The sequence below is a fragment of the Microbacterium xanthum genome (assembly GCF_034531355.1).
In the GTDB taxonomy this organism is placed as follows: Bacteria; Actinomycetota; Actinomycetes; order Actinomycetales; family Microbacteriaceae; genus Microbacterium; species Microbacterium xanthum.
The window spans coordinates 57,228-83,704 of record NZ_JAWHUE010000002.1; the positions used below are offsets into that span (position 1 = coordinate 57,228).

The 26,477-nt window shown below is 70.2% G+C and carries 22 protein-coding genes; 2 read left to right on the forward strand and 20 right to left on the reverse strand.

Going from position 1 to position 26,477, the window contains the following annotated elements:
- Nucleotides 1-22: 22 nt before the first annotated feature.
- Nucleotides 23-1,165, forward strand: a complete 1,143-nt coding sequence (locus RZO50_RS05975) for a glycerate kinase (protein WP_322598810.1) — start codon at nucleotides 23-25, stop codon at nucleotides 1,163-1,165.
- 170 nt (nucleotides 1,166-1,335) lie between these two features.
- Here RZO50_RS05975 and RZO50_RS05980 read toward each other — a convergent pair whose 3' ends face one another.
- The 14 genes from RZO50_RS05980 to RZO50_RS06045 form a co-directional block, all read right to left on the reverse strand.
- Entirely contained in the window at nucleotides 1,336-2,781 is a 1,446-nt protein-coding gene (locus RZO50_RS05980) for an aldehyde dehydrogenase (NADP(+)) (protein ID WP_322598811.1), read from the reverse strand.
- 28 nt (nucleotides 2,782-2,809) lie between these two features.
- Nucleotides 2,810-3,892 carry a mandelate racemase/muconate lactonizing enzyme family protein gene (locus RZO50_RS05985; protein WP_322598812.1) on the reverse strand — a complete coding sequence of 361 codons (1,083 nt, stop codon included), beginning with the start codon at nucleotides 3,890-3,892 and terminating at the stop codon, nucleotides 2,810-2,812.
- Nucleotides 3,889-4,788 carry a 5-dehydro-4-deoxyglucarate dehydratase gene (locus tag RZO50_RS05990; RefSeq protein WP_322599561.1) on the reverse strand — a complete coding sequence of 300 codons (900 nt, stop codon included), beginning with the start codon at nucleotides 4,786-4,788 and terminating at the stop codon, nucleotides 3,889-3,891. Before RZO50_RS05990 ends, RZO50_RS05985 begins: the two co-directional genes overlap by 4 nt.
- 8 nt (nucleotides 4,789-4,796) lie before the next feature.
- The gene (locus RZO50_RS05995; protein WP_322598813.1) at nucleotides 4,797-5,753 is read right to left on the reverse strand and encodes an NAD-dependent epimerase/dehydratase family protein; all 957 of its coding nucleotides are present in this window, start codon (nucleotides 5,751-5,753) and stop codon (nucleotides 4,797-4,799) included.
- On the reverse strand, nucleotides 5,750-7,096 hold the full coding sequence (locus RZO50_RS06000) for a Gfo/Idh/MocA family protein (RefSeq protein ID WP_322598814.1): 1,347 nt from the start codon (nucleotides 7,094-7,096) through the stop codon (nucleotides 5,750-5,752). Before RZO50_RS06000 ends, RZO50_RS05995 begins: the two co-directional genes overlap by 4 nt.
- Nucleotides 7,097-7,173: 77 nt before the next feature.
- Nucleotides 7,174-8,175 carry a LacI family DNA-binding transcriptional regulator gene (locus RZO50_RS06005; RefSeq protein ID WP_322598815.1) on the reverse strand — a complete coding sequence of 334 codons (1,002 nt, stop codon included), beginning with the start codon at nucleotides 8,173-8,175 and terminating at the stop codon, nucleotides 7,174-7,176.
- 126 nt (nucleotides 8,176-8,301) lie between these two features.
- Entirely contained in the window at nucleotides 8,302-9,336 is a 1,035-nt protein-coding gene (locus tag RZO50_RS06010) for a LacI family DNA-binding transcriptional regulator (RefSeq protein ID WP_322598816.1), read from the reverse strand.
- 33 nt (nucleotides 9,337-9,369) lie between these two features.
- On the reverse strand, nucleotides 9,370-10,248 hold the full coding sequence (locus tag RZO50_RS06015; protein ID WP_322598817.1) for a sugar phosphate isomerase/epimerase family protein: 879 nt from the start codon (nucleotides 10,246-10,248) through the stop codon (nucleotides 9,370-9,372).
- Complete coding sequence (locus RZO50_RS06020; protein ID WP_322598818.1) at nucleotides 10,245-11,486, reverse strand: dihydrodipicolinate synthase family protein; 1,242 nt, start codon at nucleotides 11,484-11,486, stop codon at nucleotides 10,245-10,247. The genes RZO50_RS06015 and RZO50_RS06020 overlap by 4 nt, the downstream gene beginning before the upstream one ends.
- 5 nt (nucleotides 11,487-11,491) lie before the next feature.
- Complete coding sequence (locus RZO50_RS06025; protein ID WP_322598819.1) at nucleotides 11,492-12,688, reverse strand: Gfo/Idh/MocA family protein; 1,197 nt, start codon at nucleotides 12,686-12,688, stop codon at nucleotides 11,492-11,494.
- A gap of 189 nt (nucleotides 12,689-12,877) precedes the next feature.
- Nucleotides 12,878-13,915, reverse strand: a complete 1,038-nt coding sequence (gene rhaS, locus RZO50_RS06030) for a rhamnose ABC transporter substrate-binding protein (protein WP_322598820.1) — start codon at nucleotides 13,913-13,915, stop codon at nucleotides 12,878-12,880.
- 50 nt (nucleotides 13,916-13,965) lie between these two features.
- A complete protein-coding gene (locus tag RZO50_RS06035; RefSeq protein ID WP_322598821.1) occupies nucleotides 13,966-15,024 on the reverse strand; it encodes an ABC transporter permease in 1,059 nt (352 codons plus the stop codon).
- Nucleotides 15,021-16,055 (reverse strand): ABC transporter permease, encoded by a 1,035-nt coding sequence (locus RZO50_RS06040; RefSeq protein WP_322598822.1) that lies wholly within the window; start codon nucleotides 16,053-16,055, stop codon nucleotides 15,021-15,023. Before RZO50_RS06040 ends, RZO50_RS06035 begins: the two co-directional genes overlap by 4 nt.
- The gene (locus RZO50_RS06045) at nucleotides 16,052-17,575 is read right to left on the reverse strand and encodes a sugar ABC transporter ATP-binding protein (protein WP_322598823.1); all 1,524 of its coding nucleotides are present in this window, start codon (nucleotides 17,573-17,575) and stop codon (nucleotides 16,052-16,054) included. Before RZO50_RS06045 ends, RZO50_RS06040 begins: the two co-directional genes overlap by 4 nt.
- A gap of 152 nt (nucleotides 17,576-17,727) precedes the next feature.
- Between RZO50_RS06045 and RZO50_RS06050 the strand changes: the two genes are divergently transcribed.
- Nucleotides 17,728-18,741, forward strand: coding sequence for a LacI family DNA-binding transcriptional regulator (locus RZO50_RS06050; protein WP_322598824.1), 1,014 nt, complete (start codon nucleotides 17,728-17,730; stop codon nucleotides 18,739-18,741).
- 4 nt (nucleotides 18,742-18,745) lie between these two features.
- Here the strand turns inward: RZO50_RS06050 and arfA are convergent, their stop codons facing one another.
- The 6 genes from arfA to RZO50_RS06080 form a co-directional block, all read right to left on the reverse strand.
- Nucleotides 18,746-20,263 (reverse strand): arabinosylfuranosidase ArfA, encoded by a 1,518-nt coding sequence (arfA, locus tag RZO50_RS06055; protein WP_322598825.1) that lies wholly within the window; start codon nucleotides 20,261-20,263, stop codon nucleotides 18,746-18,748.
- Nucleotides 20,264-20,293: 30 nt separating this feature from the next.
- Complete coding sequence (locus RZO50_RS06060; RefSeq protein WP_322598826.1) at nucleotides 20,294-22,363, reverse strand: beta-galactosidase; 2,070 nt, start codon at nucleotides 22,361-22,363, stop codon at nucleotides 20,294-20,296.
- A gap of 54 nt (nucleotides 22,364-22,417) precedes the next feature.
- A complete protein-coding gene (locus tag RZO50_RS06065) occupies nucleotides 22,418-23,089 on the reverse strand; it encodes a hypothetical protein (RefSeq protein ID WP_322598827.1) in 672 nt (223 codons plus the stop codon).
- Between the two features lie 4 nt (nucleotides 23,090-23,093).
- The gene (locus RZO50_RS06070) at nucleotides 23,094-24,032 is read right to left on the reverse strand and encodes a carbohydrate ABC transporter permease (RefSeq protein ID WP_322598828.1); all 939 of its coding nucleotides are present in this window, start codon (nucleotides 24,030-24,032) and stop codon (nucleotides 23,094-23,096) included.
- Nucleotides 24,029-25,024, reverse strand: coding sequence for a carbohydrate ABC transporter permease (locus RZO50_RS06075; RefSeq protein ID WP_322598829.1), 996 nt, complete (start codon nucleotides 25,022-25,024; stop codon nucleotides 24,029-24,031). The genes RZO50_RS06070 and RZO50_RS06075 overlap by 4 nt, the downstream gene beginning before the upstream one ends.
- Before the next feature lie 71 nt (nucleotides 25,025-25,095).
- On the reverse strand, nucleotides 25,096-26,385 hold the full coding sequence (locus tag RZO50_RS06080; protein ID WP_322598830.1) for an ABC transporter substrate-binding protein: 1,290 nt from the start codon (nucleotides 26,383-26,385) through the stop codon (nucleotides 25,096-25,098).
- Between the last annotated feature and the right edge of the window lie 92 nt (nucleotides 26,386-26,477).

Consider the following 26,477-nt stretch of genomic DNA (forward strand, 5'->3'; position numbering starts at 1 on the left):
GGCTGGTGACGAAGGGGTGCGGATGAGCGAAGCGAAGGACACCGGATCGGCGCGAACGGTCGTGTTCGCCGTCGATTCCTTCAAAGGGTCGATCGCCGCGGATGCTGCCGCCGCCGCCCTCGCGGCCGGATGGTCCGGGGTGCGTCCGAAGGACACGCTGATCCACCGGCCGATGGCCGACGGCGGCGAAGGAACGGTCGCGGGCTTCGCTGCCGCCGTTCCCGGTGCGACGCTCATGCCCGTCACGGTCGACGGCCCCGAGGGCGTGCCGGTGGCGGCGCACTGGCTGCTCCTCCCGCCCACGCAGGACGCGCCGCGGGGGACGGGGGTCGTCGAACTGGCCGGCACGTCGGGCATCGAACTGCTCGGATCGCCGCCGCGGCTGCGGCCGTTCGACGCCGACACCCGAGGATTCGGCCAGGCGATCGCGGCGGCCCTCGACCACGGGATCTCGCGCCTGGTGCTGGGGATCGGCTCGAGCGCATCGACCGACGCGGGCGTCGGGATGCTCGCCGCGCTCGGAGCCCGGATCCTCGACGCCGACGGGGCGCCGGTTCTGCCCGGCGCGCGGGGTCTCCGAGATGTCGCCGAGGTGGATGTCTCCACGCTGGCCCCGCTCCCGCCCGGCGGTGTGCGCGTGCTCAGCGACGTCACCAATCCGCTCACCGGCCCGCGTGGCGCCGCAGCCGTCTTCGGTCCGCAGAAGGGGCTCGGCGCGGCGGACATCCCGGTCGTCGATGCGTCGCTGGCGCGATTCGCGGCCATCGCCGGCGGCGACCCGGACGTGCCCGGTGCGGGCGCAGCCGGTGGGACCGGATTCGCGCTGCGGCTCTGGGGCGGCGACCTCCTTGCGGGCGCGGCAGAGGTCGCGGAGCTCATCGGCCTCGCCGCCGCGGTCGCCACGGCCGCTGTCGTGATCACCGGCGAGGGATCCTTCGACGGACAGTCCGCCGACGGGAAGGTTCCCTCGCGGGTTCAGCACCTCGCCGCCGCGGCGGGAGTCCCGGCGATGCTCGTCGCCGGGCGCATCGCCCCTGACGCCGACACCCGCGCCTTCGCCGCGGCGGCGTCGCTGACCGACCTCGCCGGCTCACCCGAGGCGGCGATGGCCGACCCGGCACGGTGGCTCACCCGCGCCGGCGCGATCCTCGCCGCATCCCACTGACCCGCGGCGCCCCACCCGCCCCACCCCCCAACCCCCGGCTCGGTTGTCACGGGGTGTCGCTCTGTGCCGCGTAAGCGGCATCCCGCGACAGGTGAATGCCGCGTGAGCGGCATCCGGTGACAGGTGAATCGCCCGAGCCGCCGTGCGTTCCTCGGCCGGTGCGGGCGTGGTCAGGGCAGCGTGAGGACGCCGTTGCGGCGGTGCGGGAGGGACGGGTACGCGTCGTCGCGGAGCACGGCGGGAAGCAGGCGCTGCGGCGCGTCCTGGAAGACGACCGGACGCAGGAACCGGCGGATGGCCGTCGCTCCGACGGAGGTGTGAAGGGACGTCGTCGCCGGCCACGGGCCGCCGTGCTGCTGCGACCAGGTCACCGCGACCCCGGTCGGCCACCCGGCGAACAGCACGCGCCCCGCCTTCCGGACGAGCACCTCGAGAATCGCCTCGACCGGCTCGTCGTCTTCCGCGTGAAGGGTCGCGGTGAGGCTGCCCGGCACCGCTTCGAGCGCACGGTGCAGGTCCGCGGCGTCGGCGTACTCGACCAGCAGGGTGACCGGGCCGAAGCACTCCGCCAACAGCGTCTCGGGACGCTCTGCGACCGCGACGGCATCGGTGCGCAGGACGACCGGCGCGGCGATGTCGCCCGACTGCGCGGCCGCGCCGGCGACCACCGACACCGACGGGTCGCCTTCCAGATGGGCCACCCCGGAGGGGAATGCCGCGGTGATGCGGTCCGTCAGCAGCCGGCCGCCCGCCGCGCCGGGTACGAGCGGGGCGATGAGCTGATCGAACCCGGATCCGGCGGGCACGAACACGACCCCCGGCTTGGTGCAGAACTGTCCGACCCCGAGCGTGAACGACGCCACGAGACCCTGCGCGAGGGCGGAGCCGCGTCGATCGACGGCCGCAGCGGTGATGACGACCGGGTTGACGCTTCCCAACTCGCCGTAGAAGGGAATGGGGTCGGGGCGGCCGGTTGCGAGGTCGAACAGGGCGCGTCCACCGCCGAGGGAGCCGGTGAATCCCGCGGCCTGGATCGAAGGATGCTGCACCAGGGCGTTGCCCGCTTCGCGGCCCTCCACCAGCGCCAGCGACCCGGCCGGCGCGCCGGCGGCCTCGAGGGCGTCGGAAACGATCGCGGCCGTGCGTTCAGACAGCCGCGGGTGGCCCGAGTGGGCCTTCACGATGACGGGGTTCCCCGCCGCCAGGGCCGAGGCGGTGTCGCCACCGGCGACCGAGAACGCGAACGGGAAGTTCGACGCCGAGAACACCGCCACCGGGCCGACGCCGGTGAGCATGCGGCGCAGCTCGGGGCGAGGCGGCGTCGCACCGGCATCCGCGTCGTCGACGGTGATCTCGAGGTACGAGCCTTCCTCTACGACGTCCGCGAACAGGCGCAGCTGCCCCGTCGTGCGACCGACCTCGCCGCGCAGCCGCGTCTCGCCGAGCCGGGTCTCCTCGTCGGCGATCGCGACGAGCTCGTCGGCGTGCGCGTCGAGGGCGGCGGCGGCGGCGCGCAGCCAGCGCGCGCGGTCGCCGGCAGACGATGCGCGCCACACGGGGGCGGCGGCCGCGGCGGCGGCGACGAGACGGTCGAGGTCGGCGGTGCTGGTGGTCATGGATGCTCCCGAGGGGGTCGGTGGGCGGTCAGCGGAAACGGATGCCGAGACCGACGTGGTCGGTCTCGCGGAGCACGCCGTCGGCGATGCGGACGGGCGACGGGCCATCGAGGGCGCCGAGCTGGCCGAACCCGGCGTCCTCGACGTCTTCGACGAGGGGATCGACGGTCTCCAGGGTCAGCGCGAGCTGACCGGACAGCTCGGGCAGCAGGTGCGGATGCAGGGCGGCGCCGCGGTCGGCGGCGATCGCCGCGATCCGGCGGAACGGGGTGATCCCTCCGACCCGCACGACGTTCGGCTGCACGATCTGGGCGGCGCCGACGCGCAGCACGTCGTCGAAACGGAACGCGGTGTGGAGGTTCTCGCCGACGGCGATGGGGATGCCGCTGCTCGCGGCCAGGCGGCGGGACAGCTCGATGTGGCCGGCGAGATCGTCGGCGCGCAGGGGCTCCTCGATCCACGCGGGTGCGACCTCGGCGAGCACCTCCAGGTGGCGGGTCGCCCGGTCGAGGTCCCATCGTTGATTCGCGTCGATCATGAGCGCGCGGTCGGGGCCGAGCACGTCGCGCACCGCCCGCATCCGCTCGAGGTCTTCGGCGACGTCGGGCTTTCCGACCTTGACCTTCACGGCATCGAACCCGGCATCCACCCAGCGGCGGATCTGCGCGGCGAGCTCGTCGAGCGGGTAGTGCAGGTTCACGCCGCTTCCGTAGCTGCGCACGGTGTCGCGGCGTCGGCCCAGCATCCGCGAGACGGGGAGGTCCGCACGGCGGGCGGCCGCATCCCACAGGGCCAGGTCGAGACCGGCCAGGGCGATGGTCGTGATCCCGCCGCCGCCGGCTTCGTGCAGGTGCTCCCACAGCGCCGGCCAGGTCTGTTCGGGATCAGCCGTCCGGCCCACCGCTGCGGGCGCGATCTCGTGCTCGATCATGGCGAGCACCGCCTCTGCGCCGATCTGTGGCGTCCACGAGAACCCCCACCCCTCGCCGCCGTCGCTGAGCACCACGTGCGTGTCGATCACGCCGATCGCGCGCACGTCGGCGCCCCACGGGCGATCGAGCGGGATGCGCCGCAGTCGCGCGGTCAGCGAGCGGATGACGGCATCGGTCACAGCAACCCGCGCCCCGCTGCGAGGATCTCGGCCAGCCGCTGCTCCTGCGCCGGGGTCGGGTCGACCAGCGGTGCGCGCACGCTCCCCACGGCGAGTCCCGACAGCCGCAGGCCGGCCTTGATGAGCGAGACACCGAAACCCGGGGTCTCGTCGCGGAGGGCGACGAGCGGGCGGTAGAAGCCGTCGATCAGCTGCAGACGGCGGGCCTCGTCGCCGTCGACGTATGCGCGGTAGTGGGCCACGGCGACCTCGGGGGCCATCGCGAACGCCGCCGAGGAGTACAGCGGGATGCCGATGCCGCGGTAGGCCCCCTGCGTGAGCTCGGCGGTGAGGAGGCCGTTGAAGAACGCGACGTCGTCGCGACCCTCCTCGGCGACGGCGCGCACGATCAGCTGCGCGGTCCCTATGTCGCCCACGCCGTCTTTGAACCCGACGACGCGCGGGTTGCGGGCGAGGTGGCGCATCGACTCCGGCGAGTACTGCGCATTCGCCCGGTGGTAGACGATCACGGGCAGGTCTGATGCGTCGGCGATCGCTTCGACGTAGGCGACGAGACCGGCCTGCGGACCGCCGACGAGATAGGGCGGGAGGACCAGCAGTGCGTCAGCACCCGCGTCAGCCGCGGCGCGGGCGACCGCGATCGCGTGCCCCAGCGGACCACCGGCGCCGGCGACGACGGGGACGCGCCCCGAGACGGTCTCGACGGTCGACCGCACGACCTGCGCCGCCTCATCCGTCGAGAGCGCGTGGAACTCGCCCGTGCCGCACGCGGGGAACACCCCGCCGGGTCGGTGGGTCAGTGCCGATTCGACATGCTCGCGCAGAAGCGCGTCGTCGACGCGTCCGTCGGTGTCGAAGGGGGTGACGGGGAAGAAGAGCACGCCGTCGAAGGCGATTCCGGTACTCACGCGGCGGTGTCCTTTCGGGAGTCGGGGGAGCCCGCGGCGCGGGCGTCGGCGGCGGCGAGCTCGTCGCGCCACGAGCGGGACGGATGCCAACCGAGCAGGCGACCGGCCTTCGCGCTCGTGAACGCAGGCGTGGTGCCGGTCAGCGCCGCCGCGACCTCCTCGGTGCCGGGGTGGAAGCGCGGCACCAGGTCGCACAGCGGCTCGCGGGCCAGGGCGTCATCGGCGCCGACGAAGAAGGTCTCGGCGTTCGGGATCTCGCCCATCGCCTCCAGCAGCGTGTCGATGAAGGTCGCGACGTCGCGCGCGTCGACGTAGTTGAACACCGCCGGGGCCGACAGGGCCGGGTCGTCGAGGCGCTCGCGCACCGTGTGGCCCTGTTGCGTGGGAGCGCCCTCCCACTCCTCGGGGGCGATGACGTAGCACGGGCGGAAGGCCGCGAACCGTGTCGCGTCGCCGGTCTGACGCGCCAGCATCGCCGCGGTCTGTTCGGCGAGCAGCTTGGAGAGGGCGTACGCGTTCCAGGGGCGGGTCGGGGTCTCCTCGTCGAGAGGCATCGACGGGGGCACCCACCCCGTGGGCGCGCCATAGCCGAGCACGGTCGGGCTCGACGCGGTGACCACGCGCGTGACACCCGCGGCGACGGCCGCCGACATCGTGTTCAACGCGAGGGCGGCATTGGTGCGGAGGATGATGTCCTCGGGCGCGCTGAAGGGCACGGCGATCGCGGCGAGGTGCACGAGGGCGTCCGCGCGTGCGTCGGTCAACGCCGCCGTGGTGGCGGTGGGGTCGGTCAGGTCGACCGCCCTCTGCGTGACCGCATCGCGCGAGGTCAGCTCGACCGCATCCGAGACCTGGCGGTCGATCGAGATGATCTCGTGCCCGGCATCCGCGAGGCCGGCCACCAGCGTGCGGCCGAGGCGCCCCGCGCCCCCGGTGACGACGATGCGTGTCACGCGGACACCGTCTGGGGGGCTTCGGCCAGGAATCGGATGCCGAGGTCGGCGATTCGAACGGGCATCCCCGAGGCCAACGATCTGTTGCCGGCGATGCCCACCGCGATCGACCGTACGCCGTCGCGCCAGTCCGCGGGCCGCTGGAGCGGGTCGTCCCCGGGGCCCTCGAAGACGTCTGCCAGCAGCAGCCGGTCGCCGCCGCCGTGGCCGCCCGCGAGGTTCTCGATCTCGACCTCGGTGGCCGTCTCCCAGTGGCGCTGGACGAGCAGCCGCTCTCCCTCCGGCCGCAGCGACCCGGACGAACCGGCGTCGACGGCGCTCGGGTCGAGCACCGGGTGCAGGCCCTCGTCCGCGAGCACGGCGCCGCGCTCGACGACCTCCAGCTCGGCACGTCCCTTCGTGCCGTTGACGGCGACGCGGTACCCCTCCCACGGTGCGTGCGCGTTCAGGGAGTAGCTGAGCGTGGCGCCGGAGGCATAGTCGACGACGAGGGCGAGGTTGTCCTCGATGGTGATGCCCTCGCCGAACACGTCACGATCGCGCAGGTACCCGTCGTGCTCCTCCGCGTCGAGGTAGAGGGCCTTGAGGTTCGCATCGCCGCGCAGGTCGAGCTCGAACGCACCCGCGCCGTCGTGCGTGCCTCGGGGCGCGCGCTCGCCGATCCCGCGCGCGGCGGCGTTCTCGGCGCCGTAGAAGCGCAGTCCGCCCGACGCGTACACGCGGCTCGGCACGCTCCGCAGCCACCAGTTGACCAGGTCGAAGTGGTGGCTGGATTTGTGCACGAGCAGACCGCCGGAGTGCTCCTTCTCGCGGTGCCAGCGGCGGAAGTAGTCGGCCCCGTGCTTCGTGTCGAGCATCCAGGAGAAGTCGATCGAGGTGATCTCGCCGATCGTGCCCTCCTGCAGGATCCGGCGCAGCGCGCTGTTGCGCGGCGAGTAGCGGTAGTTGAAGGTGATCACCACGTGGCGGCCCGTGCGGTCGATCGCCTCCTCGATCGCGGCGGCGCTTTCCGCGTCGATCGTGAGGGGCTTCTCCACGACGACGTCGGCGCCGGCGTCCAAGGAGCGGACGATGAGCTCGGCGTGGAGGTCGTCGCGTGCGCACACGATCACGCGGTCGACCTGCTCGGCGGCGATCATCTCCTCGAGGCGGTCGGGGGAGTAGATCAGCGGCGCGGGCATGCCGGCGGCGGCGACGCGGTCGGCGTGATACTGCGCCCGGACCGGGTTGGGCTCGAGGATCGCGACCAGCGACGCGCGGTCGCCGTAGGTGGTCGTGATCGCGTCGACGTACATCTGGGCGCGCGCGCCGGCGCCGGCGAGTGCGTAGCGGAGGTGGGTCATCGATGGCTCCTCAGGAAACGTTTTCTCAGCGTATCACGCTCCCTCTCGGCTGCGCCCGGGAAGGGGTGGATGGAAGGTCAGGCGGGCGCGGGCCCGGTGCTCTCGCGAAGGGCCACGACCGGGCGGAGCCACTCGGTCGTGGGGGCGGCGCCGTCGCCCGACAGCAGGCCTCGCATCGCCTCCCAGGCGCGCGCGCCGACCGCCTCGGTGGGCACCGATGCCGTGGTCAGCGTCGGTGAGGTCCACTTCGCGTACGGGATGTCGTCGAACCCGGCCACGGAGATGTCCTCCGGGATGCGCACGCCGTCACGGCGCAGCGCCCCCATGACGCCCATCGCGACGAGGTCGTTGTACGCCAGCACCGCCGTCGCCCCGGAGATCCGCACCTCTCCGGCGACCCGCGCGCCGCTGTCGACGTCCACGCCGCAGGTGATCTCGACGACCGCGACGTCGACGTGCGCCGCGGTGAATGCGGACACCGCGGCGACGCGGGCGGCGTTCGACGCGGAGCGGGGGTTCCCCGAGAGGAAGACGAGCCTGCGGTGCCCCAACCCGTAGAGGTGCTCGAGGATCTCGGTGAACGCGGAGCGGTAGTCGGCACCGACGGCGGGGGCGTCAGCGGTGTCGCGATTGACGACGACGACGGGGGAGAGCTCGGCGAGGGTTGCCGCGAGGGCGTCGTCGTCCATGCGTGGAGCGCACAGCACGACGCCGTCGGTGCGGCGACGCGTCGTGAGGGCGAGCGCCCGCTCTTCGTCGACCGACTCCGCCGAGTCGGCCACGAGCACGTGGTACCCGGCCGATCCGGCGGCACGGCTGAGTCCGCGGAGGATCTCCTGGAAGGTCGGGTTCCCGAGGTCCGGTACCACGACGGCAACAGTCTGGGTGCGGCCGAGCACGAGGCTGCGCGCCAGCGGGCTGGCGGAGTACTGGAGCTCGGCGGCGGCGGCGCGAACCCGCTCGGCCATCGCCGGATCGACCGTGATGTTGCCGTTGAGCACGCGTGACACCGTCGACAGCGAGACGCCGGCCTTCACCGCGACATCGGCGATGGTGACCCGCTTCGGCGATCGAGACATGCGCACTCCTTCCGCTCGCGCCACTCTATCCAGGAAGGTAACGTTCTCTCGCCGACGGCGACGTGTGCCCCGGTGCGCCCCTGAGGAGTCATCCGCCCCGATGCCGGATGCGACCGGGGTGCGCGGTCAGACGCGGGCGGGGGTGCTGCCGCGGACGACCGGCTCGACCGCGAGAGCGGGCTGCGCCGCGTCCCACTCCTCGTCGATCGTGGCGTGCAGGGCGCGGTAGCCGAGTTCGTCGAGGGGGACGCGCGCGGTGGTGAGCCCGGGACGGATGTCGCGACCGGTGGCGATGTCGTCGAAGCCCGCGACGGCGATGTCCGTCCCGACCTCGCGCCCGGCGTCGCGCACGGCCGACATGACGCCGATGGCGACGACGTCGCTGATGCCGAAGATCACCGTTCCGGTCGGGATCTCGCCGGCCAGGAGCGTTTCGGCGGCGTCGTAGCCGGCGTCGCGGGTGAACCCGCACCGGACGACCTCGCGGATGCGACCGCCGCCGGCGGTGAAGCCCCGGGTGAAGCCGTCGATTCGATCATCCGAGGTCTGGATCCCCTCGCGGGCCCCGATGACGATCGCCTCGTCGTATCCGAGCTCTCGCAGACGTGTGGCCAGCGCACGCGCCCCGCCGACGTTGTCGACGGCGACCGAGCGGATGCCCTCGGGCGCCGGGCCCAGCATGACGACCTGCCCACCCATGCCTTGGAACGCGTCGAGCTCGGCGTCGAGGCCGACCGCGTCGGGGCCGCTGGTGCGGGAAGCGGCGAGGATGAGGCCGCGTGGGCGCTGGCCGCGCAGGGCGCGGACGAGGGCGACCTCGCGCTGCGGGTCGCGCTCGGTGATGGCGATGGTCACCACGAGGCCCGCCTCGTCGGCGCCGCGGGCGACCCCGGAGGCGAGCTGGCCGAAGTAGGGGTCGGCGATGTCGGCGACCAGGAGCGCGACGACGGCGGATGTGCCGCGGGCGGTGGCCTGAGCGGACAGGTTGGGGGTGTAGCCGAGCTGCGCGGCGGCGGCTTCGACCTTGACGCGGTAGCTCTCGGCGACTTTGCGCGTCGACCCGTTCAACACGCGGGAAGCCGTCGCCAGCGACACCCCCGCCTCCCGCGCCACGTCGTGAAGGGTGGCTGCGCTGCGGGAGGGCGAGGGTGTTCGGGTCACGTGCGAGATTCTAGGGGGTCGCCCGCCGCCCGGTCAGGCACCGACCGTGGCGGGCAGGTGCGGGGTCACCGCGGCGGTGAAGGCCTCGGACGTGCGCCGGACGGCCTCGAACGGATCGGTCGCCCACACGTCGGCGTTGAAGATCTCCACCTCGATGTCACCGGTGTACCCGGCGTCGACGATCGCCCGGGTCATCGGTCCGAAGTCGATCACGCCGTCGCCCGGGTAGTGGCGGCTGAGCAGCACATCTGCCGGCAGCGGGGTCTTCCAGTCGCACACCTGGTACGTGGCGATGCGTCCTTCTCGACCGGCGCGTTCGATCTGCGGCAGGACGTCCGGATCCCACCAGATGTGGAAGGTGTCGACGGTCACGCCGACGACGGACGGGTCGAAGTCGTGCGCGATGTCCAAGGCCTGACCGAGGGTCGATACGACGCACCGGTCGGAGGCGTACATGGGGTGCAGCGGCTCGATGGCCAACGTGACCCCGGCCTCGGCCGCGTACGGCGCCAGTTCGCCGATGGCGTCGCGGACGCGTTCGCGGGCGCCGATGACATCGCGCGAGCCGTCGGGGAGGCCGCCGGCGACGAGGACGAGGATCGCGGTGGATCCGTCGGCCCCGGCGGCGGCGAGGGCCGCGGCCTCGTCGATGGCGACCTTGTTGTCGTCGATGGACGCGCGACGGTCAGGGCCGTCGGGCATCGTGAAGAAACCCGATCGGCAGTGCGTGGTGAATCGGAGGCCGGAGTCGGCGAGCATCGACGCGGCGGTGGCGAGACCGACCTCCTGCACCGGTTCGCGCCAGAGCCCGATCGCGGGAACGCCCGCGGCGGAGGTGGCGGCGAGCGCCGTGGCGAGGTCGGCGTGCTTGATCGTGCCCTGGTTGATCGACAGGCGAGGGTCGACGCTCATGCGATCACCCCGGGCACGTCCACGCCGTTCAGCCGCAGCATCCCGTGCCACCGGATGGCCGCCAGCTCCGGCCGTTCGAGGGCGCCGGAGGCGTTGGCCAGCTCGACGATGCGCGACAGGTGGGGCAGGCTGCGCGCCGAGTGCAGGCCGCCGACCATTTGGAACGCCGGCTGATGGCCGTTCAGCCAGGACAGGAAGGCGACACCGGTCTTGTAGTAGAAGGTCGGGGCGGCGAACACCTGCCGGCTGAGCTCTTCGGTGGGTTCCAGGATCTCGAGGTATCGGCTGCCGTCTCCCGCGTCGAGCGCCTGGATCGCGGCCGAGGCGACCGGCGTGATCGCGGCGAAGGCACCGAGCAGGGCGTCGGAGTGCTGTCGGGGAGAGGACGGGTCGCGCTCGGGCTGGCGTGCGTCCGGCACGTCGGCACCTCCGATGAGGCCGACGTAGTTGAAGTCGTCGCCCGTGAACATCCTGACGCCCTCCGGCAGGCGCTCGCGCACCGAGACCTCGGAGGCGGCGTCGAGGAGGCTCATCTTCACGCCGGCGACCTTGTCGGCGTTCTCGCCGATGATCTGCAGCAGCACCTCGGACGCCTCGCGCCAGTGCGGCGAACCGCTTGTCCCGAGCTTGGTCGACGTGAAGTATCCCTCGAGGGCCGGGTCGAACGCCGTGCCCAGCCAGTGCAGGACGACGGGGCCCTGCGCGGAGCGGAGCACCTCGCGATAGACGCGCCGGTAGTCCTCGGCCGAGGACGCGGCTCGTGCCAGGTGGCGTGAGGCCATCAGGACCGGCCCCGCGCCCTGCTCCTCGGTGAAGGCCAGTTGCGACGTATAGGCGTCGATGACCTGGTCGAGGGAGATGTGCTCGTCTTCGATGTGGTCGGTGTTGACACCCACGACGACGGAGCCGCCTTCTTCTCGCGCGGTCTGCGCCGTCCGGGAGATCAGTTCGCGCACCGCGGCGGCGTCCAGTCCCATGTTCCGCTGGGCGGTGTCCATGGCGTCGGCGACGCCGAGTCCCCACGAGTAGACCGAGCGACGGAAGGCGAGGGTCGCGTCCCAGTCGATCTCGGCCGGGCGGCCGGGGGTGTTGTCGGCGTGCACGTGCGGCACGACGTGTGCGGCCGCGTACGCGACGCGACTGCGCAAGGGAGCCGTGGGCTTCGTGAAGCCGGATGCCTCGCGCAGGGGGACCTGAGAGGTCGCCCCGGCGGCGTCGAACAGGGTGAGGTGCGGCATGCGGGTCAGTCCAGGCTCAGGGTGGGCAGCTCGATCTTGCGGCCTTCGCGGCTGGATTCCAGACCCGCCTCGGCCAGAAGCACGCCGCGGGCGCCGGAGAGCAGATCGAATTCGTAGTCCGTGCCCTCGACATAGGAGGTGAGGAACTCCTCCCACTGCTGGCGGAAGCCGTTCTGGAAGACGTCGTTGGTCGGGACCTCGGCCCAATCGGCGTCGTAGTCGTGGCCGTCGGCGAGATCCGGGTTCCAGACCGGCTTCGGAGTCGCGTTGCGGTGCTGGATCTTCGCGCCGAACAGCCCCACGACGGCCGAACCGTGGGTGCCGTCGACGTGGAACTCCACGAGCTCGTCGCGGTTGACCCGTACCGTCCAGGAGGAGTTGATCTGGGCGACGATGCCGCCGTCGAGCTCGAAGATGCCGTAGGCGGCGTCCTCGGCGGTGGCGGTGTAGTGCTCGCCGTTCTCGTCCCACCGATCGGCGATGTGCACGGACGCCTGGGCGTACACGCTCTTGACCTCGCCGAACAGGTTCTCCATCACGTAGTTCCAGTGCGGGAACATGTCGACGATGATGCCGCCGCCGTCTTCGGTGCGGTAGTTCCAGCTGGGTCGCTGCGCGGGCTGCCAGTCGCCTTCGAAGACCCAGTATCCGAATTCGCCGCGCACCGACAGGATGCGGCCGAAGAAGCCGGAGTCGATGAGGCGCTTGAGCTTCTGCAGGCCCGGGAGGTACAGCTTGTCGTGCACGACGCCGGTCTTCACGCCGGCCTCGCGGGCGAGCGTGGCCAGCTCGAGGGCTTCGGCGGCCGTCTCCGCCGTCGGCTTCTCGGTGTAGATGGTCTTGCCGGCCGCGATGGCCTTGCGGAGGGCTGCCGAGCGGGCCTTGGTGACGAGGAAGTCGGCGTAGATCTCCCAGCGCGGGTCGGCCAGGGCGGCGTCGAGGTCGGTGGTGTAGTCCTCGATGTCGTGCTTGGCGGCGAGGTCGGCGAGCTTCGCCTCACTGCGACCCACCAGCAGCGGCTTGACGGTGACCTTCGTGCCGTCGGGGAGGACGATGCCGCCCTGGTCGCGGATCGCGAGGATCGACCGCACGAGGTGCTGGCGGTAACCCATGCGCCCGGAGACGCCGTTCATGATGATGCCGATCTCGCGGACGGCGGGGCGTACCTCGGCCGCGGCCGGGGCGATCGTGGTGTCGGTCATTCGGTCCTTCTCTCGTGGATCCCGTCGACGACGTGGTCGCGGGGAACTCGGGACCCCGGATGGGGTAAACGCTTTCCCCAGTGTGCCATGGTGCCGCGTCACCGCGCAAGCGCTTTCCCGATCGCGTCCTCGTCGGGCACGACGAAGGGGCGCCCGGCGGATCGCCGGACGCCCCTGGATCATGACTTCTCAGAAGTCGAAGTCGCCGATGTTCTCGGCGTCGAAGACGAAGGGGTCTCCGAGGAGGACGACGCCGTCGGCGCCGACCTCGTAGGTCCCGAGCTTGCCGGCGTCGAAGGAGTCGCCTTCGGCGCCCTCGATCGTTCCGGTGGCCAGTGCGTCGGCGGCGAAGGCGGCGAGGTATCCGAGATCGGCCGGGTTCCACAGCGCGAACGCCTCGACGGTGCCGTCCTCGACGTACTCGCGCATCTGGTTCGGGGTGCCGAGGCCCGTCAGCGCGACCTCACCCTTGTACTCCGAGGTCGACAGGTAGCGTGCCGCGGCCGCGATGCCGACGGTCGTCGGCGAGACGATGCCCTTGAGGTCGGGGTAGGTCTGCAGCAGAGCGGCGGTCTTGTCGAACGAGGTCTGGTCGTCGTCGTCGCCGTACGCGACCTCGACGAGCTCGACGTCCGGGTGGTTGGCCGCAAGCTCCTCCTCCATCATTTCGATCCAGGCGTTCTGGTTCGTGGCATTGGCGGAGGCGGACAGGACGGCGATCTGGCCTTCGTCGCCGATCTGCTCGGTGATCAGGTCGACCTGCACCTGCGCGATACCTTCTGCCGTGGCCTGGTTGATGAACAGGTCGCGGCACTCCGGGTTGGTGTCGGAGTCGAAGGTGACGACCTTCACACCGGCGCCGCGGGCCTCATCGAGCGCATCGCAGATGGCCTCGGGGTCGTTCGCCGAGACGACGAGCGCGTCGGCGCCCTGCTGTGCCGCGGTCTGGATGTAGGTGACCTGCGAGGTCGGGGTCGCCTCGCTCGGGCCGACCTCTTCGAAGACTCCGCCGAACTCGTCGACGGCTTCGACGGCCCCGGCGCTGGAGGTGTCGAAGTACGGGTTGCCGAGGTTCTTGGGCAGCATCGTGATGGTGACGGCTTCGCCGTCGCCGCCGGCGTCCCCGCCCGAGTCGCTCGAGCCGGAGCATCCGGTGAGGACGAGAGCCGCGGTGGCCGCGACGGCCGCGATGCCGACGCCGAAGCGGCGGTTCCTGGTGTTGAACATCGTTGTTTCCTTCCCTTGGTGAAGTCGGTCTGTGATTCCAGGTGGAATGTTCAGGCGTCTGATGCGCCGGAGCGTCCCTTCTTCTTCCCGACGGCGGACACGCGCTTGGTGCGCACCCATGCGAGGAAGCTTGCGGACACCACCGAGACGACCAGCAGGATCCCGGTGATGACGTTGATGATGTCGCTGGTGACGCCGGCCAACCGGAGAGCGCTGGAGAGCGTCCCGATCAGCAGCACGCCGGCGATGACGCCGTGGAGCGCGCCACGGCCGCCGAAGATCGACACCCCGCCCAGCAGGACGGCGGCGATGATCTGCAGTTCCATGCCGGTGGCGTTGTCGCCGCGGGCGTTGTTGTAGAGCAGGGTGAAGTAGATCCCTGCGAAACCCGACACGGCGCCGCTCATGACGAACAGCCAGAACTTCGTCAGGCCGACGTCGATCCCCGAGAAGCTCGCGGCCTCCTTGTTCAGGCCGATCGCATAGAGAGAGCGGCCGAAGGGGGTGAAGTGCAGCAGGACCGCGAAGACGGCGGCCAGCACGATGAACGGGATGATGATCACCGGGACGGGGGTCCCCGGCACGTTGGCGCGTGCCAGGTCGGTCCAGAAGTCCGGGAAGTCGCTGATCGCCGTGGTCCCCAGCAGTCCCACCGCGATCCCGCGGAAGAGGGCGAGGGTTCCGATCGTGACGGCCAGCGACGGCAGTCCCACGAAGGTCACGAGGGCACCGTTGATCGCACCCGCGATGACGCCGACGGCGATCGCGGCCAGGCCCGCGAGGGGCAGCCCCCAGCCGGCCTGGACGCCGAGCCCCGTGACGACCGAGGAGAGGCCGACGATGCTGGCCACCGAGAGGTCGATCTCCTCGGTGATGATGATCAGCGTCATCGGCAGGGCGATCAGCAGGATCGGGGCGAGTTCGCGGATGAGGTAGGTGATCGTCAGCGGGCTGTCGAAGTTCGGCACGACGATGGTCGCGACGACGATCACGAGGGCGAGGAGTCCGATGATGGCCGCTTCGCGGTTCAGGACGATGCGTCGCCACAGGGCGTGGTGGTGGTTGCGGTACCGGCGCTCGGTGCGAGCGGTGAGGACGGCCGAGGTCATGATTGCTCCTCCCTCGCGGCGATGAGTCGTCGATGTTGTCTCACGGCGAGCACCCGGTCCAGCACGATGGCGCCGATGATGAGGATGCCGACCACCGCGCGCTGCCAGAAGTCCTCGATGCCGATGATCGGGAGGGCGCGGTTGATGGTCAGGAGCAGGTACGCGCCGATGGCCGCACCCCAGACGGTGCCCACGCCGCCGGAGATGGCGACTCCGCCGATCACGGCGGCGCCGATGGCCTGCAGCTCCCAGCCGTATCCGGCGTTGGAGCTGACGGTGCCGTAGCGGGCCGCGTACAGCACCCCGGCAAGTCCGGCGAGCGCCCCGCAGACGATGAACGCACCGAGCACGCGGCTGGTGACCCGCAGACCGTACAGGTGGGCGGCCGCGGGGTCGGATCCGATGGCGTACAGCTCGCGTCCGCTGCGGAGGTTTCGCAGGTACCAGGCGGCGACGACGAGCACGACGACGGCGAGGATCGTCAACAGCGGGATGCCGAGGATGTCGCCGGTTCCGAGGCCGCGGAAGTCGGCGGGCATGTCGGAGGCGTTGATGCGGTCGCTGCCGGCCCAGGCGACGTTGATGCCGCGGTAGATATAGAGCGTGCCGAGGGTGATCACCAGCGCCGGGACCTTCGCGAAGGCGACCAGGGCGCCGTTGATGAGCCCGAGGACGGCGCCCAGGCCGATGCCGGCGACGAACACGAGCACCGGGGGGATCCCGGGGAAGTCGATGAACAGGCGACCGGTGAGGTAGGCGGTGAGGCCCACGGTCGACCCGACCGAGAGGTCGACGTTGCGGGTGATGATCACGATCGCCTGACCGACGGCGACGACCATCAGCAGGGAGGGCGTGAGCAGCAGGTCGCGGAACCCGTCACCGGAGAACAGGAACGCCGGGTTGACCGCGGTTGCGGCGACCACCACCAGGACGAGGGCGATCGCGATGCCCGTCTCGCGGGCCTTCAGCACATGGCCGGTGGCCGACACCAGCGGATGCTGCTTCGGCTCGGCTTCGGTCGTGAGGGTCATCGCACGGCCTCCTCTTCCGCCGTGGCGGCGTACATCACGTTCTCGGGGGTGGCTTCGGAGCGCGCGAACTCTCCGGTGAGGTGGCCCTCGCGCATGACGAGCACGCGGTCGGCCATGCCGAGGACCTCGGGCAGCTCGGAGGAGATCATGAGGATCGCCATGCCGTCGCCGGCCAGCTGCGAGATGAGCCGGTGGACCTCGGACTTGGTACCGACGTCGATGCCGCGCGTCGGTTCGTCGACGATGAGCACCTTGGGGTGGGTGGCCAGCCACTTGCCCAGCACGACCTTCTGCTGATTGCCGCCGGAGAGGGTGCCGGTTTCGGCGTCCAGGGCGGCGGTCTTCACTTCGAGTCGGCTCGCCCAGGTCTGGGCGGCGGCGTTCTCGAGGCCACCCCAGATGAGGCCCCATTTGGCCAGTCGTGAGCGGATCGCGAGGGTGATGTTCCGGGTGACGGACTGGTCGAGCACGAGGCCCTGCTTGCGTCGGTCCTCGGGGACGAGGGCGATGCCCTGCGCCATCGCCCTGCGGGGGTTGTTCTTCGCCAGCGGTGCGCCCTCGATGGTGACCGAGCCCGACTCGTACGGGTCGACTCCGAACACGGCCCGTGCGACCTCACTCCGGCCGGCGCCGACGAGTCCGGCGAGGCCGACGATCTCCCCCGAACGTACGGTGAAACTGATGTCGTGGAAGACGCCCTTCTGCGTGAGACCCTCGACGACGAGGACGTCTTCACCGATCTCGGTCGGCATCTTCGGGAACAGTTCGGTGACGTCGCGTCCGACCATCTGGCGGACGAGCTCGTCCACGGTGGTGTCGTCGATCGACATGGTGTCCACGTAGGCGCCGTCGCGCATGACGGTGACCGTGTCGCACAGGTCGAACACCTCATCGAAGCGATGCGAGATGAACACCAGCGCGCGGCCTTCGTCGCGCAGGCTCCTCGCCACCGCGAACAGACGCTCGACTTCGACGCCGGAGAGGGCAGCGGTCGGCTCGTCCATGATGAGCACGCGGGCATCCAGCGAGATGGCCTTGGCGATCTCGATGATCTGCTGATCGGCGATCGAGAGGCCCTCGGTCAGGCGGTCGGGGTCGATCCGCACGCCGAGGCGCTCGAAGATCTCGGTGGCCTCCGTGCGCATCGCCTTGCGGTCGATGCGCCCGATGCGGTTGGTCGGCTGGCGGCCCATGAAGATGTTCTCGGTGACCGACAGATCCGGGAAGAGGGTGGGCTCCTGGTAGATCACCGCGATGCCGGCGGCCTTGGACTGTGCCGTGCTGGTGAAGTCGACCGGTTCTCCGTCGAGGCGGAACTCTCCGGCGTCCCGACGGTAGAGGCCGGCGATGATCTTGACCATCGTCGACTTGCCCGCGCCGTTCTCGCCGATGAGGGCGTGGATGGAGCCCTTCTCGAGGCGGATGCTGCCGGAGCGCAGGGCCACGACGGCACCGAAGGACTTCACCACCCGCGAGAGTTCGAGCGCGGGGGCGGCTTGGTGCGGCGACGTGTTCGTCACGGTGCCTCCTCCTTGAGGGTGAACCTGTTTGCTGTGCTTCTGAACTCCATGAATCGATTCAGGAGAACTTCAGGCATACTCTATGGAGCGCACCTGTGCAGGTCAAGTCCGGTGCGCGACTGGTGCCCGATCGAAGAGGAGACAGCGCCGACATGCCGAATGTGAGCATCCGCGACGTCGCGCGGCAGGCGGGAGTGTCCGTGGGGACGGTCTCGAACGTGCTGAACCGGCCCGACGAGGTGTCGGCGGATTCGGTGACGCGGGTGCAGCAGGCCATCGACGACCTCGGGTACGTGCGCAACGAGGCCGCGCGCAAGCTGCGTGCCGGTGTCAGCGCGACGGTGGGTTTCGTCGTGCTGAACGGGCAGAATCCGTTCTTCAACGAGGTCGTCCGAGGTGCCGAGGACGAGGCGACCGCGCGCGGCATCGCGATTCTGTATGGCAACACGGACGAGAATCGCACACGCGAGGACATGTACATCGACCTGTTCGAGGAGCACCAGGTCCGCGGTCTGCTCATCGCCCCCTTCGGCGACGTGAACAACCGTCTGTCGCGGCTCAAGCATCGCGGCATCCCCGCGGTGCTGGTCGACCGCTACAGCGGTGAGAATCGCTTCAGCTCGGTGTCGGTCGACAACATCAGCGGCGGGCGCATGGCCGTCGAGCACCTCATCGCCACCGGGCGCACGCGGATCGCCTTCGTCGGCGGCCCGTTCGAGATGCGTCAGATGACGGATCGTCTCGCGGGTGCGCGTGTCGCCGTCGAGGACGCGCCCGGCGTCTCGCTCGAAGTGGTCGCGACATCGGCGATGAGCGTGGAGGAGGGCATCGCCGCGGGCGCCCGCCTCATGGCTCGCCCGGCCCGCGAGCGCCCCGACGCCCTCTTCGCGGGCAACGACCTCATCGCTCTCGGGCTGTTGCAACAGCTCGTCGTGGGCGGGCGGATGCTCGTTCCCGACGAGATCGCCCTCATCGGATTCGACGACATCTCATTCGCCGCCGCCGCCGCGGTGCCGTTGTCGTCGATGCGACAGCCGAGCACCACGATCGGCAAGACCGCGCTGCGGATCCTGCTCGAAGAAGCCGGGGACACCGAGGCGATCCCGCGTCAGACGGTCTTCCAGCCGGAACTGGTGGCGAGGCGTTCGACGTCCCCGACGGGCTGAGCGCTCAGGTCAGGCGCACACATCCCCACGACACCGCCGGAAGCTCGATCCTGAGCGACGCTCCGTCGATCTCGGTCGTCAGCGTGCTCAGCCCGACGCGCTCCGGTGCCTCCAGGGTGTTCGCGGCGTACATGTCGTCGTCGTGCAGCAGGTGCGACTCGGTGACGACGAGACCCCGGCCGAGCTCGGCGAGCAGCGGTGCGAGGTCGACGGACAGCGTCTCGGGAGCGGTGGTGGACCGGTTGACGACGAAGACCGAGATCCCGTCCTCGTCGATCGTCGCCACCGCGTCCACGGTGGGGACCTCGCCGAACGCGGTGCTGGAGAACGTCGGCGCCGAGACCGGCATGTGCACGGCGCGGCCGTGCGCCAGGCGCGACGTGAGGGAGAACGGGAAGAAGGTCGTCTGCCGCCACGCCGGCCCGCCGGGCTCGGTCATGATCGGGGCGATGACGTTGACCAGCTGAGCGAGGGAGGCCGAGCGCACGCGGTCGGCATGCGTGAGCAGCGTGATCAGCAGATCGCCGAAGACCACCGCGTCGAGCACGCTGTAGCGGTCCTCCAGGAGTCGTGGAGCGACGGGCCATCCGGGTTCTTCCGGCTTGTCCATCAGCTCGCCGTCGTCGGAGTGGAGGTACCAGATGTTCCACTCGTCGAAGGAGATCATGATGCGCTTGTCGCTGTTCTTGGTCGCGGCGACTGCGTCGGCGGTCGTCACGACGGACTCGATGAACGTCGTCATGTCCACGCTCGAGGCGAGGAACTCCTGGGCCTGTCCGCGCCGTTCCTGGTAGTAGGCGTGGCAGGAGATGAAGTCGACATCGTCGAAGGTGTGCTCGAGCACCGTGCGCTCCCACGATCCGAAGGTGGGCATGCTGCGACCCGAGGATCCGCACACGACCAGCTCGATCGCAGGGTCGACCATCCGCATGGCCTTCGCGGTGCGCGCGGCGATCTTGCCGTAGTCCTCCGCGTTCCGATGCCCCAGCTGCCAGGGGCCGTCCATCTCGTTGCCGAGGCACCACATCGAGACGCCGAACGGCTCCGCGCGGCCGTTCGCGGCGCGTCTGTCGGTCCACGCCGTCTTCGCGTCGACGTTGGCGTACTCGAGCAGATCGAGCGCCTCTTGCGTGCCTCGTGTGCCGAGGTTCACCGCGAGCATGAGATCGCTGCCGACCTGGTCGAGCCACCCGGCGAACTCATGCAGGCCGACCTCGTTGGTCTCGGTCGAGTGCCACGCGAGATCCAACCGGCGCGGGCGCTGGTCGACGGGCCCGATGCCGTCCTCCCAGCGATACCCCGACACGAAGTTCCCGCCTGGATAGCGGATGGTGGTGACACCGAGCTCCTTGACCAGATCGATCACGTCACGGCGGAAGCCGTCGGGACCGGCGTCGGGATGGCCGGGTTCGAAGATGCCGTCGTAGATGTGGCGTCCGAGGTGCTCGACGAACCCGCCGAACAGGCGCCGGTCGATGTCGGCGATCTCGTCGTGCGGGTCGAGGCGGGCGGTGGCTGCCATGGTTCCTCCGGTGGGCTGCGCGGCGTGGGATCAGGAGACGGCGGCCGGGATGCGCTCGGTCGCGTCGGGGGTGGAAGGCTCTGCGAGGGGCAGGGCGCAGAAGACGACCTGCTGCGGGGCGAGTTCGGTGCGGCCCAGGGGGTGACCGGACTCGACATCGGTGCCGGCCAGATCGAGCGTCGCCGGCACATCGCCGTGGTTGATCACCGTCACGAGCGATCCTCTGCGGGCGACCTCCACCCCGTCCGGAAGGTCGTCGACCACGGGACGCACGCCGGTCTCGCGCAGCAGGCGCGCCACGATCGCGTCGACCCCTGTGGCATCCGGCATCGTCGCCACGTACCAGGCCTCCCCGGCGCGGTGCCGCTGCCGGGTCAGCGCCGGGCGTCCCGCGTTCGGGCCGTCGTCGAAGACGACGACGACCTCGGCCGTCGTCGCGTGGATCGCTTCGGCGACCAGCGTGCCGCGCGCGGCGATGCCGTCGAGGGTCAGGGCGACCGTCTGCGGGTCGCCCGCCCCGACCGCCCCGACCGCTCCGAGCGCACCGACTCCCATTCCGCCGGCCGGCGGGCCTGCGAGTGCGCCGAAGTCCTCGTAGCGGATCCCCAGCGCCTCGCCGAGCCGCGTGATGAAGCCGCCGTCGCAGAACTGATCGTGCTGGTCGACGATGTCGCTGAACGGCCCGGTCAGGAGGGTGCCGCCCTCACCCACATAGCGATTCAGCGCGGCGGCGCCGTCGTCGCGGAGCAGATAGAGCGCGGGTGCGAGGACGAGGTCGTAGCGGGCGTCGGCCTCTTCGGGCCCGATGATGTCGACCATCACGCCGCGCCGGTGCAGCGCGCCGTACCACTCGAGTGCGACCGCGAGGTAGTCGATCTCGAACGGGTGATCGCGCTCTTCGACGGCCCACCAGTTCTCCCAGTCGAAGACCAGCGCCGCGCGCGCGTCGGATCCGGGGGCAGGCAGCTCCCCGAGTCGACGCAGGCGCTCGCCGAGTGAGACGACCTCCTGCCACGTGCGGGTCTGCGTGCCGGCATGGGGGAGCATCGCCGAGTGGAACTTCTCGCTCCCGGCGCGCGACTGGCGCCATTGGAAGAACATGATGCCGTCGGCCCCGCGGCCGATCGACTGCGCGGTCTCGGCGGCGAGGGCGCCGGGGGCCTTGCCGGGGTTGGCCGGGCGCCAGTTGACCGCGTCGGTGGCTTGCTCCCACAGCAGCCAGGGCACGCCGGGTTTGAGTGAGCGCACCAGGTCGCGCTGGAAGGCCGAGTCGCGCACACGGGTCGGGTGGGCCGGGTCGGGGTAGCAGTCGTCGGCGATGACGTCCATGTGCGGGGCCCATCGGCGGTAGTCCGCCGGTTTGAACGGACCCATGAAGTTGGTGGTGATCGGCTGGGTCGCACCCGCGGCGAGGAGGATCCGGCGCTCGGCGAGGTAGCACTCCAGCAGCATGTCGGAGGTGAACCGCCGGAAGTCGAGCATCGACGAGGGATTGTGGCTGTAGGGCGCCAGGCGCGGCGGGAAGACCTCGTCGAAGGCGCCGTACCGTTGCGACCAGAAGGTCGTGCCCCACGCCGCGTTGAGGGCCTCTACCGTGCCGTACCTCTCTCGGAGCCAGAGCCGGTAGGCATCGCGGGCCGCATCCGAGTAATCCATCCACAGATGGCAGCCGAACTCGTTGCCGACATGCCACATCACCACCGCAGGGTGATCGACGTATCGTTCGGCGATGCGGCGGACCAGCTCGCCCGCCAGGCGGCGGTAGACGGGAGACGACGGGGCGAAGTGCTGTCGGCTGCCGGGCCAGTAGGAGGCTCCGGTCTCGTCGGCGGGAAGCGTCTCGGGGTAGGTGGCGCTGACCCAGGGCGGCGGCGAGGCGGTCGCTGTCGCCAGGTTGACCCGGATGCCTCCGGCGTGCAGCGTGTCGATCACGCGGTCGAGCCAGCCGAAGTCCCACACGCCCTCAGCGGGCTGGATGCGCGACCACGCGAAGATGCCGAGGCTGACGATGTTCACCCCCGCCTCGTTCATGCGGCGGACATCGTCGTCCCAGACGTCTTCCGGCCACTGGTCGGGGTTGTAGTCGGCGCCGTACAGCACGCGTGACTCCTTCGGGCGGGGAACGGGTTCGGGTGGGGGCGCAAGGGATGCCGGTCAGGCACCGGTGCGACGCTCCGGCACCGCCACCACCGCGAGCGCGGCGCAGCCCAGAGCAGGGATGGCGAGGGGCGCGAGGACCCACGTCACGATCACGACGAACGCGGCGGTGGCGGCCAGGTAGAGGGCGCCGGGCACATCTCGCCGCACGAGACCGGGCGTGGTGCGCAGCGCGTGTCGCCAGCCGGTCTCCGGCGTCCAGGCGCCGGCGGCGGTGAGCAGGGCGACGGCGGTCACGACCAGGCCCGTCCAGCCGACGACGGCGACGACCGCGCCGCCGGGCAGCGCGCCCGAGGCGGCGAGGTCGATGTCGAGGGCGAACAGTCCGATCAGCACGGCGGTGGCCAGGCCTACGACCGCGCCGCCGGCCAGCCCGCGGCGCACGTCCGTCCAGAACTGAGACAACGGCGATCCCTCGGCGCGCACGAAGCGGCGCAGGTGCCGGATGCCGGCGGCCAGCGCGACGGGCAGCGTCACGACCGGGATCGCCACGAGGGTGACGAGCAGACCCGTCATGAGCACCTCGCCGAGGAGCCCGAACTTCGCCGTGGCGCCCGGGAAGCGCGCGGGAGGGCGCTCGTCGAGCGTGGGTCCGCTGCCGTCGCGGTCTCCGCGGCGGGCGGCCTTCAGCTCGCGACGCTCCCGCGTCCGCTCCGACGACGTGCCCACGAACTCAGCCCTTCAATCCCTGGGTGGCGACGCCGTCGACCAGGAACCGCTGGAAGACGATGAAGAACAGCAGGATCGGCACCAGGGCCAGGAACGACGCGGTCACCGTGGCGCCGTAGTCGCTGGTGGAGGTCTGGTCGTTGTACAGGCGAAGCGCGATCGGGAGCGGGTAGTTCTCGGGACTCGTCAGGTAGATGAGGGGTCCGAGGAAGTCGTTCCACGCCCAGATGAAGGAGAAGATCGCGCAGGTGATCAGCGCCGGCTTGATCAGCGGCAGGATGATGGCCCAGAAGATCCGGAGGTGGCCGGCCCCGTCGATGCGGGCGGCTTCGTCCATGTCGCGGGGCATCTGGCGCATGAACTGCACCAGCAGGAAGACGAAGAACGCCTCGGTCGCGAGGAACTTCGGCAGCACCAGGGGCCAGAACGTGTCGACCATGCCGAGGTTGTTGAACAGGAGGTACTGGGGGATGATCACGACGTGGAACGGCAGAAGCAGCGTTCCGATCATGGCGGCGAACAGGACGCCGAGGCCTTTGAACTGCACGCGGGAGAACGCGTAGGCGGCCAGTGCCGAGCTGAACACCGTGCCGATCACGGCGAGCGTGGCCAGGACGAAGGAGTTCCAGAAGAACTTCCACAGCGGGATGCCGGCGATGCCCTCGAGCACCTTGAAGTAGTTGTCGATCGTCGGGTTGTTCGGGAGGAGACCGGGGTTCTGCCCGAACTCGGCGTTCGGCTTGAAGGTGGAGAACAGCAGCCACACCAGCGGGTACAGCACGACCGCGGTGATGAGGATCAGGGCGGCGAACCACACGATCGTCTGCCACGTCTTGCGCTTGATCTTGCGGCGCCGCGGGCTGGGGGTGTCGGGCAGGGTCTGGTCGAGGTCCTGCTGCTCGAGGACCTGAACGGCCGGTTCGCCGAAGCTCTGCGTGCTCATCGGTTGTCTCCCGAGTAGTGGACCCAGTTTCGCTGGGTGCGGAAAAGGATGAAGGCGATGATGGCCACCACGACCAGCAGCACCCACGCAATCGCGGCGGCGTACCCCATCTGGCCGTCGGCGAAACCGCGCTTATAGAGGTACACGGTGATGAAGTTGGTCATACCGGCCGGTCCGCCGGAGCCGTTGGAGATGATGTACGCCGAGGCGAAGACCTGGAAGGCGCCGATCAGGCCCAGCAGCAGGTTGAAGAAGATGACGGGGGAGAGCATCGGGAGCGTCACCGCCCGGAAGCGGTGCCACGGGCCGGCGCCGTCCATCTCCGCGGCCTCATACAACTCCTTGGGGATCTGCTTGAGGCCGGCGAGGAAGATGACCATCGTGCCACCGAACTGCCACACCGCGAGGATGATCATCGCGGGGAGCACCAGCTGCGGGTTGCCGATCCAGGAGCCGAGGTTGATGCCGAAGAAGCTCAGGAAGTTGTCGACGGGGCCTTCGCCAGAGAACATGGCGCGCCACACGATGGCGACCGAGACGGAGGCGCCGATGAGTGACGGGGCGTAGAAGGCCGATCGGAAAAACGCGGCGCCGCGGTCGCGGTAGTTCAGCAGCATCGCCACGGCGAGTGCGGCGGCGAGCATGATCGGGGTCCCGACCAGCACGTAGATCAGGGTGATCTGCGCCGACTGGATGAACTGGGGGTCGTTGGTGAACAGTCGGATGTAGTTGTCGAGTCCCACCCAGCGCGGCGGCTGGAAGATGTTATACCGCGTGAACGACAGGTACAGCGAGTACACCATGGGGATGATGGTGAGGCCGAAGAAGCCGATCAGCCAGGGCAGCAGGAAGCCGTACCCGGTGAGGGTCTCTTTCCGCTGGCGGCGCTTCTGGCCCGGGCGGGTCGCGTTGCTCTCGGCGCGGCGCCGCTGGATCAGCGATCGTCGCGAGCTCTTTCCCGTGACGATCACTCTCGTCGCTGTTGTACTCACGTCAACTCCAGTTCGGGGGCGGGTGGTGCCCCGGGGGCCCGGATGCGTCATCCGAGCCCCCGGGAGGTGTGTCAGCCGAGCGTGACGTCCATCTCGGTGAAGAAGCGGTCGACCGCTTCATCGACCGTGATGGTGCCGAAGCCCAGCTCGGTGCCGAGGACGCGAAACTCCTCTTCGAGGGTGCCGTATCCGTTGACCGGAACCGGTGGGGCGTCGCCGAGGCGGTCGGTGATGGAGGCCTCGTAGTCGGCGATCTGCTGGCTCAGCGGGTCGAGCTCGGCCGCGGCCAGCGCGGTCTCCGAGGCCGGCAGGCCGCGGTTGGTGCCGAAGATCTCTCCCGACTGCGGCGAGTTCACGAGGAAGTTCACCAGGGTCGCTGCCGCCTCGGGGTGCTCGGTGTTGGCCGAGATCGAGTGGAGCATCGACGGCTTGAGGTACAGGTCCTTCGCGCCCTCGACGGTGACCGGGGGTGCGATCAGGCCCAGCTCCGAGTAGCTCTCGCCGAGTTCGCCGAGGTAGCCGGCGCCGAAGTTGTCCCACGTCAGTTCGCTCGTGGTCAGTGCCGCGCCGAATCCGGACAGCGGCGAGATCTCCTCGAGGCGCTGCTGCGGGATGACGACCTCGTCGTCGCGGATCGCGGTGCCGGAGTTCCAGAACTCGGCGAGGCGCTCCTCGTCGAAGCCGGGCTCGCCGTCCTCGGTGAACAGCTGTCCACCCTCGGCCCGGAGCTGGATCTCGAAGTTCTGGATGCGGCCGGTCCAGTCCGTGCCGCCGTAGATCTCGCCGCCGGACGCGTCGGTGACCTCGGCCATCCAGTCGTTGTAGTCCCCCCAGCTGCCGCCGGCGAACTCGTCGACGCCGACCTGCTCGAGAAGTGCCGTGTTCGTGTACATGCCCCACGCGTTGGTCGAGGTGGCCAGGCCGTACGTGACGCCCCCGACGACGCCGATGTCGAGGATGTTCTGCGGGATCGGGTCGGTCTCGATGATGCCGCCGAGGAACGGGTCGAGGTCGAGCAGCAGACCGTTCTCGGAGTACTGGCGGAGGTAGGAGTAGTCGAACTGCATGACGTCGGGCAGGTTGCCGCCGGCGGCCTCGGTCTGGCGCTTCTCCCAGAACTCGGGGAATCCGAGGAAGGTGGAGTTCACCGTGATGTTCGGGTACTCCTCTTCGAACGCCGCGATGGCCTCGTTGTAGAGCTCGGCGCGCACGTCGTTGCCCCAGAAGGCGAGGTCGAGGGTGACCTCTTCGTCCGTGTCCATCGTGTCGGCGGGCTCGGAGCCCCCTGAGCAGCCAGCCAGGACGAGTCCTGCGCCGGTCGCCAGCGCGATCGCGGCAATGGTCCGCTTCTTGCTGAACATCCTTGTCCTCTCTTCGAACGCCTGTGTTCTCCACCGGGACGCTCGTTGTCCGTGTGATGCGGTGTCGGCGATTTCCCTCAGAGCAGGTGGTG